The sequence below is a fragment of the Lactobacillus kefiranofaciens genome (genome assembly GCF_014656585.1).
Lineage (GTDB): Bacteria > Bacillota > Bacilli > Lactobacillales > Lactobacillaceae > Lactobacillus > Lactobacillus kefiranofaciens.
Map to the genome: position 1 here is coordinate 145929 of NZ_CP061341.1, position 15148 is coordinate 161076.

The window sequence follows — 15148 nt, forward strand, 5'->3', positions numbered from 1 at the left end:
CGTTAGATTTTTTTCTTAATTCGCACGGTTTTGTGAAAATAATTTTGATTCCAACCCTTCTTAGTTAGTGTATGCAGTAAATCGTTTGTCTCGTTGGGGATAATAATTGTTTCCGAGGCGATAGTTGCCTGCAAGAGCTTATTTTGTAACACGAATGGTGATTGAACTGCCGTCTGACTGCTCATAGAAGCATTAGTATTGGTCTGGAGCTTAATATATTGGGTTGTGTCGGTAGTACCGTCTTGTTTGAAAACCTTGAAGCGATATTTATAAACGCCCTTAATATTGATCTCGTATTCATGACCAGCAACAATGTTGGTATTGCCTGGTGAGTAGGTAATAATCGTTTTAAAATGGCCATAGCCACTTGAACTGTAATTTTTAACTCGCGTGCCGTTAGTAGTAATGCCAGTATCTAGGTCTTTAATTGTAATAACCGGAATTGAGTTATAGCTCTGATCGGATAAATAAAGAGACCATAAGACATTTTTTCCTTTAGCTATTTCTTCGGGGAAAAGTCGTACGCTCGGATAAGCAACAATTGGCTGACTGGCGGCGCGGAACATGTCATTACCGTTCAAAACTTTTTGGACAGAGTAACGGTAACCATTCTTGCCATATGCAGCTCCGATACCAGTGGTTGATAATCTGCTAGAGAGCAACCAGGCGCGGTGACCAGTGTCTGAACCAGTTAAATTATAATGATCTGTTACTAGGTCGGTGATTACATCGCCAGCTGACTGATGAGAGACGTTAAAGTTTAGGTTAGAAGTCTCCGTTGTGTATTTAGCCAATTTCCAAGTTGACTTAGAAATAAAAGATGGTTTTACTTCATTAGGCAAGCCATGCTGATTAACAAATGGATTGGCGTTAATCGCGGCCATTACAGCTGCTGTTTTTTGCGCATTAACGTTAGAAGTCTTAGTTGTATTGACACTGGTTAAACCAAATAAAGAACGATAATAATTAATATAATCAACTTGCGTCCGAATGTAGGCAGGTTTTAATACTCCGGCCTTGAATTTCTTTTTTAAATGCGGCTTTTTAGCATAAATATTAGCTTCTGTGTAACGTTTATGACTGAGATTAGCGTATTTTTTTTGAAATTGATGGATCTCATTGACTTCTTGCGTACTAAAATTAGCTGCTTGAGCATTCTGTCCTATCAAAGGCATTAATAAAAGAAATGCGGCAGCAGTGATTGAAAATTTCCGTAGAAGCATTTTAAACTCCCTTCTAGGGTTTCTTAGTCTATTTAATTAATTATAAACCATTGTGAAAAGGCTTTAGTAAAAAATATTCTACTATTTTAAGTTTTTCTGGTATTCTTTGTGTATAATAAAAGTTTGGAACATTTAAAAGAGGTAAAAAACAATGACTAAAAAAACACAAGTTGGATTAATTTTTGGTGGCAATTCATCAGAATATGAAGTATCAATCGTTTCGGGTCGTAACATTTATAAGGCAATCGATAAGGATAAGTTCGATGTGCACCCAATTTGGATTACCAATGAGGGCTACTTCGCTGATGAAAAGGAAAGCTTCAAGGTTTTAGAAGATCCTGCTTACCAAGTTAAAAACCCACATAAGGTTAATAATATTTCTAACTTAATTGAATTGACGAACTTACCAGAGATTGATGTCTTCTTCCCAATCGTGCACGGCAACTTAGGTGAAGATGGCGTTTTGCAAGGTTTATTCCGGTTGATGAATAAGCCATTTGTCGGTGATGATGTCTTAGCTGCGGCCGTAACCATGGATAAGGAATTCACCAAAATTCTGGCTCAAAGAGTCGGTGTTCCAGTTGCTGATTGGATTTCAATTAAACGCTTTGAATATAACGACAAGAATAATGATAAACTTAATTACGAGAAAGTTGCTGAAAAACTGGGTCGCGATATGTTCGTTAAGCCATCCAACCAGGGTTCTTCAGTTGGTGTAAACCATGTCACTAGTGCTGATGAATATGCAGCAGCTTTAAAAGAAGCATTCAAGTATGACGACAAGGTTTTAGTTGAAGAAACCGTACCAGGTACTGAAGTAGAAACCGCGGTTCTCGGCAACGACAAGCCAATTGTAGCAGGCGTAGGTCAAATCACCAATGCCAAAGGCTCATTCTACACTTATGAAAATAAGTACGCTGACAACTCAACTTCTAAATTGCAAATTCCAGCTGATTTGCCACAAGAAATTATTGACACTGTTAGAACTAACGCTCGTAAGGTTTACGAGGTAACTGAATGCAGCGGCATGGCTAGAATCGATTCTATGCTTACCCCAGGTGGCAAGGTGGTCTTGACTGAGGTTAATGCTTTACCTGGCTTTACCAACATTAGTATGTATCCTAAGTTGTTTGAAGAAGCTGGTATTAAGTACAGCGATTTGATTACCCGCTTGATTGAAGCAGGAATGGAACGCTTTGACCATAAGAAGACTTTGCTTCATAAGCATGATTAATGCCAAAAATTATCGAGGTAGATTTTAATGACGACTAACAAGCATGATTTTGAAGAACTGGCTGCTCCTAAGGCAGCTGCTAAAGAATTAGGGATTAGTGTAGCTACATTAAGAAAATATTCCTTAATCGTGGAAAGGGTGACGGGTAAAGCAGATTATTTTGCCCGTACTAAGCAAAAGGCGCGTTTATATCATCAAAAAGATATTGACGATCTAAAGGCTTTTCACCGCTTATCTAAAAATAGTGGCTTAACTTTACAAGAAGCTGCTCGTCAAATTTATGCAGTTAGTGAAAAAGATGAAACTCCAGTAGCTAAAACAAAAACTGAGTATACGCCGCAAGATGTGATGGATACTCAGCAGGTGGTTAAATTGCTGAATACTCTGCAAAAGACAATTTCTAATCAGAATGAGGCGATTAGTTCCTTGCAAAAGCAGCTTAATGTCATTCAAAAGCAAAATGAAGATTTGATCAAAGCACAAAAGCAATTGGCAGCTCCTAAGGATAATACCGACAAGATAGAAGCTTTGCCTGATATTTCAGGAATTGTGCCTGATGATAAAAAGCCTAAGGATCCTGAAGAAAAGCGTGAAGAAGTAAAAGAGGACATGCATAAAAGCCAAGCAGAAATGCATGATGAAATTATTTCTAAAGCGAAGGAAAATGCCAAAAAGCGTGCTACTGCTAATGTTCACCGAACTTTGGAAGATATGCAACTGCCAGAACAGAAGGAACACTGGTGGCAAAGAATCTTTAAGTTTTAAACAAAAACCTTAAGAATTGGAAGACAACCTAACATTAGGTTGCCTTTTGTTTTAGAGTAAATACTATAACGATACATAATAGGAAGTTGTGAAAAATGAAGTTTAAATGGAAGAAGCGCTATACGGCGGCACTGATCGTCGCGCTTATCGGAGCAATCTTCACGATTTTGGCATATTTTGCGACGGATATTTATCAAAAAGATGACGTGGCAATTATCACCGATGCCAACATTAAAGATACGCTCGTCGAGAAAAACGAAGACGTTTATAAGAACCAGGATCAAACGCGTAAGCAGATCCTGCATTTGAAGGTTTTATCGGGTAAACACAAGGGTAAAACTTTTACGACGAAAAATATCTATTACCCTTCCCAGCTTACGACACAGAAATATCGCGCGCATCAGCGGATTTTCGTCAATATTAAAGAAGGCGATCCAGCGATCGTAAATCCAAAGCGTGACTGGGTCTTAGTCCTGGTTGTGACGATTACGATTGCATTGATGGTCGCCATTTCAGGTAAGCATGCAATTTTACTAGTAAGTTCGATGGCCCTCAGTTGGTTGATCTTTTACTTGATTATTATCTGGGATGTGCACTTGAATGGGTCACATATTATTTTGCTATTTAGTCTGGCCAATATTATTTTCTCATTCTTTAGCTTGCTAATCGTGCAGGGCCTTAATAAAAAGATGCTGGCTACTTGGCTAGCCACCTTATTGGGTGTGTTTGTCTCATTTGCACTGTGTTACGTGATCATGAAATTAACCGGTGAATCTGAGATGAAATATGAGACGGGTGATTATGCAACCCAAGACCCAAGAGGATTATTTTTGGCGCAAACCTTAATCGGAATCTTAGGTGCGGTCATGGATGAAGCTACCGATATTATTTCTAGTTTGTACGAATTAATCCAAACTAAGAAAGACATTACGATGAAGCAGCTAATTAAGAGTGGTCGAACCATGGGCCAAGAAATCATGGGGCCGCTGATCAACGTTTTGGTTCTAATTTTCATCGCTGGAGCTTTGCCTGAAACAATTCTATATTTGCGGGATAACAACACCCTGGGGTCAACCTTTGGCTTCACCTTGTCGCTAGGAGCTACACAGAGCGTAATTTCCGCAATTGGGATTGTCTTAACTGTAATCTTTGCTACGGGATGCAGTCTGCTCTTTATTAAAGATAGAGATTGGAAGAGCTTGTTTAAGAAAGAGGGTGAGAATAAATGAGTACCTTAACTGCTTTAATTATTATCTTGGCGATCTTGATGACGATCGTTGGCGGTGAGACGGGAATCCGTAGTTTCTTTAGTGTAATTATTAACACCCTGTTGCTAATTTTAGTAGCAATGTTGATCTCATGGGGCTTGAACATTGCAATTTTGACCTTGATTTTTATTCCACTAAAATTAGTAACTATCATTTTCTTAGGCACGCATGATTATACAGTTGCTAAAAACTCATTCTATTCTGCCTTCTTGGTGTGCTTGATTACTAGTTTATTTATTCTAGGTTGCCAATATTTGGCGCAAGCTGCCGGTTTGGGGCCAGAAGCAGGAGAAATTCTGGTTGGTTTATCACAGATGCCAGGATTGAGTTATCCAATGATCGCTGTTACTGTTGCGATTTTCTCAACGCTAGGTGCGATTGCGGAAGCCGCGGTAGCGATGAGCTCAGGTCTGTTAGAAATTAAGAAGCACAATCCGGATATCAGCGAAGAAGACTTGATGGGTAGTGGTACTAAGATCGGCAACGACGTCTTGGGGACCGCCATGAACACTATTTTATTTGGGATGTTTGGTAGCTTCCTATCATTATTCTTATGGTATTTCCGTTTGCATTACACAATTGGTGAAGTTCTTAATGAGAAGCTTTTTGTTAACGAAGCCTTGATTATCATGTATTCTTTAATTGGAGTTATATTAACAGTACCGCTGTCATCATTTATGTTGTCTAGAGGGATGAGCAAGAAGAGGTTAAAATATGGAAACAAAAAATCTAACGCTGACTAATTTTAATAATCGTGAATATCAAGTACATACTTATATGCTGGAACCGAATCCAGAACTAGTAGAGCAAAAGCGACCTTTGGCAGTTGTTGTCCCTGGTGGCAGCTTCGATCATTTGCCTAAAAGAGAAGGCGAACCAGTTGCTTTGGCTTTTAATAATCAAGGCTTTAACAGTGTGATAGTCGATTACAATTTAGTTAGCGATCCAGGCAAGATTTATCCTGATGCAGGGTTAGATGTTTTAACCACTATCAAGTACTTTAGAGAGCATGCGGCGGAATATCATTTGGATGTTGATAAGGTTTTAACGATCGGTTTTTCGGCAGGCGGTCATGTGGTTAGTGTAGCTAATAATATGGCGCTGAATGGTGATTATCAAAATAAATATGGCTTTACTAAAGAAGAAGTTATGCCGAATAAAACGATTTTAGGTTATCCATTGATCAATATTGCTAAAATTGGTTTTCCAATTCCGGATGATGAAAAGGATAAGATGCCGGAAGAGGCAGATTTATTAGATAGTGCGGTTGGTGTTACACGTGAAACACCGGACACATTTGTTTTTCAAGCATGGGATGATCCGGTTGTTTTGATTGATAATTCGATCGAATATATTACAGCATTGAATAAAAATAAGGTGAAAACTGAGGTTCACTTGTTTAATCATGGCTATCACGGTTTCTCTTTGGCTAGACATAATGTGCAAACCAAGGGATGCGAGTGGCAGGAAAATCCACATGTCGCTCATTGGTTTAATTTAGCGATGGAATGGCTGAAGAGCGAGTGGGGCGAATAGGCTCACAAATACAGTAAAAGAAATAAGATCTCTATTTTTCGATTGGGAAGAATAGAGATCTTTTTTGCTAATTTATTAAGTATAGTTAACAAAAACACTACTTTTCATTAACTATACTTAACGAAAACATGGTAATCTGTTAAGTATAGTTAATAAGGTGGCAAAAATGATAAATACAGATTTAATTAAAAGTGTAATTTACCTACAAAGAAGGATTATTAAAAAGCAAAAGATTATCCCACGAGATTATTTCTTTGAACCCAATGACAATTATGTGTTAGTAGGGATGCGGCGAGCTGGTAAAACGACAATTATGCATAAATTAGCTCGTGATTTGGTTGAAAAAGGTGCAGATTGGAATCAAATTATTTATGTTAATTTTGAAGATGAACGCTTAAACGAAATGAAGTTAAGCGATTTGGATACAATAGTCGCTGCGGCCAGTGAAATGATGGATAAACAACCATATTTCTTTTTTGATGAAATTCAAAATATTGATGGCTGGGAACGTTTTGCAAGAAGATTAGCCGATCAAGGTGAACGAGTTTACATTACTGGTAGCAATTCCAAGATGATGAGCTCAGAAATCATAAGTAGATTAGGTGGGCGATACATGATGAAGTATGTTACGCCCTATAACTTTACTGAATATCTGACTGCTAAAAATATCCAACACGATGAAGAAGCAATGCTGACAACGCAGATGCGAGCTAAAATAGTGCAAGGCTGTCAGTCTTATTTAGAAAATGGTGGCTTGCCAGATAGCTTAAACCAGATTGTACCGCGTAATTATTTGACTAATATCTATCAAAATATTTTCTTGGGAGATATTGTAACTAGGAATAGTGTTAGAAATGTTGAATCCTTAAGACTTTTAATCTCGAAGATCGCAGAGACTGTGATGCATGAGGTTAGTTATAGTCGTTTAGCTACTAGTGTTAAACAGACCCAAAATCCTATTAGTACGCAAATAGCGATTAAATATATTAATTATGCTAAAGAAGCATATTTATTATTTGATATAAAAAATTATGCTAGCAAGTTTGCTGAACGAGAATCTACCCCTAAATTTTATTTTTTGGATAATGGAATCTTAAACCTGTTTTTATTTCAAAAGGATCCCGTCTTATTGGAAAATATGGTGGCAATTACCTTATATAATAAATACAAAGAGGATATGTATTATCTTCACTCTGCAAAAAATAAAATTGATTTAGATTTCTATTTGCCCTCTGTTAAGACAGCCGTTCAAGTAGCATGGGAGTTAGACGATTTCTCAAAAGAAAGAGAAATTGCGGCATTGACGACCTTAGCTCAAAAAGATAAGAAAATTGATCATTTTGAGATAATTACCTGGAACCAAGAAGAAACTATTGAAGCTAATGAAATCCAAATACAAGTAAAGCCACTATATAAATTTTTGCTAGCTGCAGAAAAACACAATTATTAATCGCACTCAAAAAAGCCCTCAATTGAGAGAGCTTTTTTCATTTAGTCATTATTTTTCTTTTCTCTAAAGAAGATAACTTCCTTAGCAGCGACAAACGGACCAGATGATTTATAGACTTTCAGTTTAATTGCCTTAGCTTCGACATCTCTCAAGCCGACAACTTTATTCTTGCTGTCTGACTTCCAAGCAAGTCGTTCGCCGTATGGCTTGAAGTTAGTACCATCAGTTGAAGTCTCAACGCTAACTTCGACTGGATCGCCTTGATGATCAATTTTTCTTGGCACCCATACCATTCGACTTAGGTGCTCTAATTGATTGAACTTGAAGTTAAGTACTAATGGCTTGTCTTCGCTAACGCCATTAATCGTTTCCCATTCGCTAGTTAGCTTTAGGTCAGTCAAATATTCGATTGGATGATCTTTTTGGCTGATTAAACTGCTAGTAGCTTGAATATCGTCAATCGCGTAAGTCATCGGATCTGGTTTAGTAATAGCACCGAACGGGTCGGACCATTCAGAAACTTTGTTTTTAGCAACGTAGCGTAGACGTAGAGTGTAGCGCGTGTTTGGCACTAATTCGTGGAAAGTGAAGGAGTTGCCGTCAATTCCATCATGCAGAATACCATTGACTTCAATTTGAACTTGATCAGTTAATTGTGGCCAAACTACTGTCAGTGAATGTGAGCTAATCTTATCAGGATCAACTGTTGGCTGCTTAGGTGAACGCAATAGCGAATCTGTAATGGCGTGGACTAAAGTCTCATTGCCATATCTAAAGTTGCGGATCGTAATTTCAATCTTAGAATCCGTGATATCACGCTTAGCCAATTTAATCTGCAAAGCCGTTTGTTTCTTTTCTTGGTATTGATCAAACTCTGGTATCCAGCTGTAATTGGTATTAAAGAAGAATCCTTCCTTAGCATGAGCAAAGGTATCAACTGTACCATATTCTTGCATATTGATTTCGTGATCGTTGACTTTAACAGTAATGCCGTCAGGATAACCATCACACATGATATTGAGGTTGGTCGTATTTTCTGTTTGGAAAGTGCTGAAGTCGCCTTGAGTTGGATCGATAGTAATGGTTAACTTGCTGGCTTCTAGATCACTGCTGATTTGCGTTGCTACATGATTTCTCGAATAATCATTATAGCCGTTGTCATCGTAGGTGACCATCTTGCTTCTGCCTTGTGGGTAGAGAACATAATTCCGATCGCCTAAGTCAAAGATTGACCCACCACGTACGAAGACCGGTAAGTGCCAAGATGGATAAGACTGTTTGTTATAAACGCGGCCCCCTAAGTATTTTTGCCCATTGAACAAGTCGACCCACATTGTCCGATGATTTGGCAGATAGAGATTGTCCTTTCTCGAATTGCCATTGCCATCTTCACGACCATTAACGATTGGAGAAATTAATAAGTTAGGTCCCAACATAAATTCATGTCCAACTTGTGGCGTGTAGTTGATCTGCTCATGTGGAAATTCTAAGAATAGCGGCCGCATGATTGGCTCACCAACTTGAGCACGATAGATTAAGGTGTATAGATAAGTCTGCAGCTGCTCACGCAATTTTAAGTAAGCGAGGTTAATCTTGGTCATCTTGCTGTTATAAGCAAATGGCGTTTTGCTAAAATCGCCTTGGTCGTCTAGGTTAAATAAAATTGGCGTAAATGCCTTCCACTCAAAATCACGAATGCTAATCTGCGCGTTGCCACCTCCGGCGGTTCCGTCAACGGCACTACCAACTAATGGCTGCCCTGATAAGCTCGCACCTAAAAAGCCTGCTACTTGAGTAGGGATGTTCTCCCAATTGCCACCAATATTACCGAAGGCTAGCATGGTTCGATACTGACTGCCAGCGATTCCTGTATTAGAAAAAATCAGTGGCCGCTTGCGTTTCAAATTATCGCGCAAGATTAGCGCGTCATCTTTTAAAATTTTGGGATCACTAGTATTAGTTTGAATAAAAGTAGTGTCAGGCGTGGCTTTAGGCGTTTCATGTTCGCTCCATAAACCAGCGTTCACGCCGTGACTAGCTGCATAATCGCTGAAGCTAGTCATTGCCTCCGCGTCAATATCTTGGACTTGATAATTAGGAATCATCCAGCTTAATTTGAAGTGCTGCTTTTCATAACGGTCTACCATTGCTCGTGCAGAGAATTGAAATTCTTCTTCGCCGTTAAGTGAAGCCTTGCCGTTAGAATGCTCAGGATTAGTGGTACGAGTATAGTAGTTGCCATCTTCAAACATAGTAGCATTGCGTTCTTTAGCTTCGCCAGGCTGCCACATCGTGGTTAAAAAGTTGCCAATATGGCCTAAGCCTAATGCATACTTAGGCGGCATTAGTGGTTTACCAGTCAGTGCAAAGTATTTAGTCAAAATATCTTTAGGTGAGTTGCCTAATAAGTAAAAGGTATCGAAAATAGCAGTATCATGTCTTAAAATAGTTGCTTCTTGACTAGTCTTGCCAAAATCATAAGTGCCACTAGCTTCGGTATTTCTTAATTCACCAAAACCGGAATTAGCCCAGAAAAATGGTATTTGGGTAAGGACGCCACCTTTACCAGTAATATGGTCACGCTTAATATTAATAATTTGACCTTTATGACTGAAATAGCCATTCTGCATCCCACCGCCAAAGTAAAATTCATTGGTGTGCTGTTTCAAGATTTCAGTAGTTTGTCCGCCACCTAATTCTAGCGGGCTTGATTGCATTACTCGGCTGCGATGCAGAGTTTCATCAAAGATATTCATCACAGCAGGTTTTTGTTGGAAAATAAGCTGATAATTGCCTGAACTGATGATTAAAGAATCGCTAGTTGCTTTAGGCTTGGATTTTTCGAAATAACTATTATTAAATTGCGATAGGTCAACGAAAGAAGAATGATTCTCGTCAAACTTCTTAGTCGGATCAAGAAAATAACGGAATATTCCTTCAGCTAAGATATAGAGACGAGCGATCTCCCCGGTGGAGTAATGAAGCTCATAATAATGATCACATTTATTAGCACCGATAAGTTGGCCTAATTGGTGTCTTTCTGTTTGCGTATTTTGTGTCATATTGCTTTCTTCCTAAATTAATTTGTTACCTTTATTATAACGAAAAAAAGAAAAAGTTTTTGTGCAAATGTAATAAAACTGGTATTGACCAATTTTATTAGATATAATAAAGATATTGAAAGCGATTATTATTAAAAAGTAAAGAGAGAAGATTCATATGGCTTATTACATTCATGCAGACAAGTTTTTCTTAGAAAATAGAACGGAAAATGGCGGCTACTTGGAAATTCAAGATGATGGCAAGTTTGGCTTCTTTTATCCAGAACAGGAAAAGCCGGCGGGCAAGATTGTTGATTACTCCGGTAAATGGGTGGCTCCGGGCTTAGTTGATACGCACATTCACGGTTCGCTTCGTGAAGATACAATGAAGAGCGACTGGGAAGGCATTAATAAGATTTCTAAGGGATTGCTTAGCGCAGGGGTAACTTCCTGGATGCCAACTACGATTACGGCTGCTAGCTCAACTTTGATCAGAATTTGTGAAATGTTTGCAAAGCACAAGGGTCAAGAAGAAGGAGCCAAGATTCAAGGGATTCACTTTGAAGGACCATTCTTTACCGAAGAGCATGCTGGTGCAGAAAATCCTAAGTATATGATGGATCCAGATATTGATGAGTTTAATAAATGGCTTAAAGCTTCTGATGGGATGCTGCGTAAGATTTCAATGGCGCCAGAAAGAAAGGGCTCTAAAGAATTTATTCGTGAAGCAGTTAAGGAAGGAGTCGTTGTAGCCTTAGGTCACTCAAGCGCTAGCTTTGAAGAAGCAGTGCGTGGCGTTGAAGCAGGGGCAACAATGTTCACCCATACTTATAACGGGATGCCTGATCCAAGTCACCACACCCCATCAATCTCTAATGCTGCCATGGCTTTGAATAATGTAACCGATGAATTGATCTGTGATGGTCACCACGTTCAGCCTTCAATGGCCAAGGCCTTGATTAATGCCGTTGGTCCAGAACATATTGCCTTGATTACTGACTGTATGGAAGCTGGCATGATGCCTGATGGCGACTACATGCTAGGTGAATTGCCAGTTTATGTAAAAGATGGAATGGCTCGCCTGAAGGATGGCGATAACTTAGCCGGCTCAATTTTGCAATTAAAGCAAGCAATTAAGAATGTAGTTGACTGGAACATCGTTACTCCGGAAAAGGCTGTGATGATGGCAAGTTACGTTCCTGCTAAGAGTGCTCATATTTTGGATCAATGTGGGACAATCGCACCAGATAAAGATGCTGATTTCTTAATTTTAAATCCAGATATGACTTTGAGCGAAACTTATTTGAACGGTAAATCTAGATATAAGGCTTAAGAATGGGGATACTTGCTAGTTGTTTGTGACTAGAAGTATCTTTTTTGTCATTTTAGATGTAAGCGCTTTTATTTTTGAAAAGAATATGGTATATTATTGGTGTAACGAAGATGAAATCAATAAAGAAAAGGTGAGTCCAATGACCTAGTGATGAATGAAGTTAGGTTTTAAGAAAGGTTTGTGATACCAATGGGCACTGAAAATTGAATTTCACGCGTTAACCAAACTATCAAAAGAGTGACATTTTACATACCAGGCTCGCAAGATGGAGCATAGAATAATAACTTTAAATAAAAGTCACTTGAAATAATTAGAAAGATACAATTATTTATGATAGATCAAATTAAAAAATGACCCTTTGTGCAAGAATAACGAAGGGTCATTTAGTTTGCTTAATTTTTTAATAAACCGCGCCGTCGTAGAAGTTAAAGCGTGGGCGGTTGAAGTCAAAGTCTTTTAGTTCGCTGATCTTGATGACGTTGTCGCAAACGCCCCAGCTCATTAAGTTGATTGGTTTGCCATAATCTTCGTCAGGAATGACGAGCAAGATATATTTGCCCTTTGATAAGGCATAACCAAGTTCCATGCCAAGCCCCACATCTTCTTCTTCGGGCAGATAAACGCCGAGCATGATATCGGAAGACTTAATGCCAACCAAGTCATTATGGTAAGTAGCTGAAGCCCATTCAATATCGTGCAAGTATTCGGGATGTTCATCCACGCGGATGCCTTTATATTGATTATCCAGAGGCACGTAGCTATTTTCTAAGTCAACTGTAGGATTTTGCTTCAACGCTGCCATTGCTTCTTGATAAGCTTTATTTTGCTTTTCGTTGAACCAACCAGCACCAAAATAAAGAGTCTTTGTTTTTGCCATTATTTTTTCCTCCATCAAAAATTATTAAGTTAACTTTACCATCTTTTGGGTTGAAAAAAAGGTCTTGTTAACTTATGGTGAAAATGTTAGTTCCACATTAGGGAGGAAAAATCCAATGACAAATACTAGAAATCTTTTCACACCCGATGCAGTCTTTGTAACTGATCAAACTAAGCAAGATTTGGTTTTAAAAGAAGTTTATGATAATTTATTGCAGCGTGGCTATGTAAAGGGCAATTTTTTATCTCATATTGTAAAGCGTGAGCATGATTTCCCTACAGGTCTAGATACCTCAACTTTAGGCAAAAATATTCCCAATATTGCGATCCCGCATACAGAAGGCGAGTTCGTTAATACTCGGCTTATTGTTCCCGTTTCATTGCGGGAACCGGTAGTTTTTCATAATATGATTAAGCCGGATGAAGCATTAGAAGTAAAGTTTTTGTTTATGTTGCTGGATAATGATCCAGATGGACAAGCCCAACTTTTGGCAAGCGTGATGGATTTTTTGGCTAAAACACCAGCTAACGAGTTGCGCGAAGTCTTTAATTTTACCGATGCGCAAGCGATTTATGCATTTTTAGAGCAGAAATTCATGGCAAAAATAAAAGAAGGCTGATGCCTTCTTCGCTAGAAATTATTTTTCAAGATAAATATTGCGTAGTTGCATAATGTCGACGCTGGAGAGCTGCATTACCTCGCGCAGATAATTGTTAATACTGCCGTAATCATCATTTAATACCTTGACCGCATGGTCTAGATATTCAGGTCGAACGCTTTGAATGTCGCGGATTGATTGTAAAACATTATCGTTCCGACCATTTTGGCGCGCATGTTCAACCATGTTGTCGATAAAGTCCTTAGTAGTGATGTTGGTTAACAGGTAATCTTTTTTGATGATGTTTAGTGGCACGCCTAATGCTGTTAAGATAAGCAGCGCACCAAAACCGGTCCTGTCTTTACCCGCGGTGCAGTGGAAGATGACGCTTTCGCCATCGCCAGTATTTTCAAGTAAAACATCGAAAAATTTACGGTAAGCTTTTTGGGCAGATTTGCTTTCGATCATGTCTTCATAAGCATAATGCATATGGTCGAAGCCAAAGTCCGCGTCATCGTGAGCTTGCGTGTTTAAGTCATTGATACTCTTAGATGAGTTGGTTAGGTCTTCGCTAAAGACAGGATCATAAATATATTTCACGCCATCAGGTACGCGATCTGGCTGCTGATCGACTTCCGCTTTACTTCTGAAGTCAACGTCGTATTTCACGCCATAGTCAGTCAAGAATTGCTTGTCAAATGGTGAAAGATCAGCTAAATTGCCGGTTCTAAGCAATTTATGCATCTTGATTTTTTTGCCAGATAGAGTTTCGTAGCCTCCGAGTTCACGGAAGTTGCGACCACTGGTGACGCCGATTAATTGATTGGTTAATTTTTTAGTCAAAAAATTCTCCCCTTTCTTTAGACAGTTTCACGAACAATATTGTAACAACAAAAAACGCATCAAACAATCATTTGAAAAAGTAACAGCTTACAAAATTATGTTAAAATAAGAGAGAGTAAATATTAGTACAACTTATAGGAGATGAACAAGATGGCAAAGGATAAAGAAAGCATTTTAGTTCCAGTAGATGGTTCAGAATCAGCTGAAAGAGCCTTTGACAAAGCAGTACGCGTTGGATTAAGAGATGGCGCCCACGTTGATGTATTGAGTGTCATTGATACCCGTCAATTCATGGGTGAAATGCAAGATACTTTAATTTCAGGCGATACGATCTATCAAATGACCCAAGACTCTGAAGAATATTTGAAGAGCTTGAAGAAATGGGCTCATGATAACTACAACTTTGATGATGTTGATTATCACATTCGTTATGGCAGTCCTAAGCGCATTATTTCTTACGACTTCATTAAAGACCACCATGATGATTTAATTGTCATGGGTGCAACTGGTTTGAATGCCGTTGAAAGAATGCTCATGGGTTCAGTAACTGAATATGTTAACCAACATGCTTTAGCTGATGTATTAATCGTTAAAACTGATATGGCTAATAACCCAGTTAAGCCAACGATGAAAAAGAATTAATTAAAATATAAATAATCGCTAGATGTACATAAATACATTTAGCGATTTTTTTGTAAAAAAGTCTTAAAAGCCTTGATAGAACCCGAATGCTTTTGGTATTATTTTAACAAACGAACGTAGAAGCATGAGGGGGAGTTGATGAAGTTGCTTATGCAGGGAAAAGATTTTAATGATGCTTTTGTTGCTGCGCTTAAGTCTTCCACTCGTGAAGGCGCTTTTCTCGTTCGTTTATTTAATAATGATGTTATTTAGAGACTTAATCATTGATCGTCTTTGGCGATTCGTGGTTAAGTCTTTTTTATAACTTTTGTTTATTTGTTTTATCACTATATTTTGTT

Annotated in this window: 13 protein-coding genes; 9 read left to right on the top strand and 4 right to left on the bottom strand. The window is 38.5% G+C overall.

What is annotated here, in order from left to right; translation table 11 throughout:
- Positions 1–2 precede the first annotated feature (2 nt).
- Entirely contained in the window at positions 3–1223 is a 1221-nt protein-coding gene (locus ICI50_RS00730; protein ID WP_188891763.1) for a CAP domain-containing protein, read from the bottom strand.
- Between the two features lie 151 nt (positions 1224–1374).
- Here ICI50_RS00730 and ICI50_RS00735 point away from each other — a divergent pair, with 151 nt between their 5' ends.
- The 6 genes from ICI50_RS00735 (at position 1375) to ICI50_RS00760 (ending at position 7476) form a co-directional block, all read left to right on the top strand.
- A complete protein-coding gene (locus ICI50_RS00735; protein WP_188891764.1) occupies positions 1375–2457 on the top strand; it encodes a D-alanine--D-alanine ligase family protein in 1083 nt (360 codons plus the stop codon).
- A gap of 27 nt (positions 2458–2484) precedes the next feature.
- The gene (locus ICI50_RS00740; protein WP_054640346.1) at positions 2485–3222 is read left to right on the top strand and encodes a MerR family transcriptional regulator; all 738 of its coding nucleotides are present in this window, start codon (positions 2485–2487) and stop codon (positions 3220–3222) included.
- Positions 3223–3317: 95 nt separating this feature from the next.
- Positions 3318–4451: a YibE/F family protein gene (locus ICI50_RS00745; protein ID WP_013855143.1), complete on the top strand. Its 1134-nt coding sequence runs from the start codon at positions 3318–3320 to the stop codon at positions 4449–4451.
- Positions 4448–5233, top strand: coding sequence for a YibE/F family protein (locus ICI50_RS00750; protein WP_013855144.1), 786 nt, complete (start codon positions 4448–4450; stop codon positions 5231–5233). The genes ICI50_RS00745 and ICI50_RS00750 overlap by 4 nt, the downstream gene beginning before the upstream one ends.
- Complete coding sequence (locus ICI50_RS00755; RefSeq protein WP_013855145.1) at positions 5205–6026, top strand: alpha/beta hydrolase; 822 nt, start codon at positions 5205–5207, stop codon at positions 6024–6026. Before ICI50_RS00750 ends, ICI50_RS00755 begins: the two co-directional genes overlap by 29 nt.
- A gap of 166 nt (positions 6027–6192) precedes the next feature.
- Complete coding sequence (locus tag ICI50_RS00760) at positions 6193–7476, top strand: ATP-binding protein (RefSeq protein ID WP_188891766.1); 1284 nt, start codon at positions 6193–6195, stop codon at positions 7474–7476.
- 41 nt (positions 7477–7517) lie between these two features.
- On the opposite strand, the gene ICI50_RS00765 is transcribed toward ICI50_RS00760, so the two are convergent.
- A complete protein-coding gene (locus ICI50_RS00765; RefSeq protein WP_188891767.1) occupies positions 7518–10538 on the bottom strand; it encodes a TIM-barrel domain-containing protein in 3021 nt (1006 codons plus the stop codon).
- A gap of 157 nt (positions 10539–10695) precedes the next feature.
- On the opposite strand from ICI50_RS00765, the gene nagA reads away from it, so the two are divergent.
- Complete coding sequence (nagA, locus tag ICI50_RS00770; RefSeq protein ID WP_013855148.1) at positions 10696–11850, top strand: N-acetylglucosamine-6-phosphate deacetylase; 1155 nt, start codon at positions 10696–10698, stop codon at positions 11848–11850.
- A gap of 400 nt (positions 11851–12250) precedes the next feature.
- Here nagA and ICI50_RS00775 read toward each other — a convergent pair whose 3' ends face one another.
- A complete protein-coding gene (locus tag ICI50_RS00775; protein WP_013855149.1) occupies positions 12251–12727 on the bottom strand; it encodes a nucleoside 2-deoxyribosyltransferase in 477 nt (158 codons plus the stop codon).
- 115 nt (positions 12728–12842) lie between these two features.
- On the opposite strand from ICI50_RS00775, the gene ICI50_RS00780 reads away from it, so the two are divergent.
- Positions 12843–13346, top strand: coding sequence for a PTS sugar transporter subunit IIA (locus ICI50_RS00780; protein WP_013855150.1), 504 nt, complete (start codon positions 12843–12845; stop codon positions 13344–13346).
- An 18-nt stretch (positions 13347–13364) separates the two neighbouring features.
- On the opposite strand, the gene ICI50_RS00785 is transcribed toward ICI50_RS00780, so the two are convergent.
- Positions 13365–14168 (bottom strand): tyrosine-protein phosphatase, encoded by an 804-nt coding sequence (locus ICI50_RS00785; protein WP_013855151.1) that lies wholly within the window; start codon positions 14166–14168, stop codon positions 13365–13367.
- Between the two features lie 150 nt (positions 14169–14318).
- Between ICI50_RS00785 and ICI50_RS00790 the strand changes: the two genes are divergently transcribed.
- Positions 14319–14810: a universal stress protein gene (locus ICI50_RS00790; RefSeq protein WP_013855152.1), complete on the top strand. Its 492-nt coding sequence runs from the start codon at positions 14319–14321 to the stop codon at positions 14808–14810.
- Positions 14811–15148: the final 338 nt, after the last annotated feature.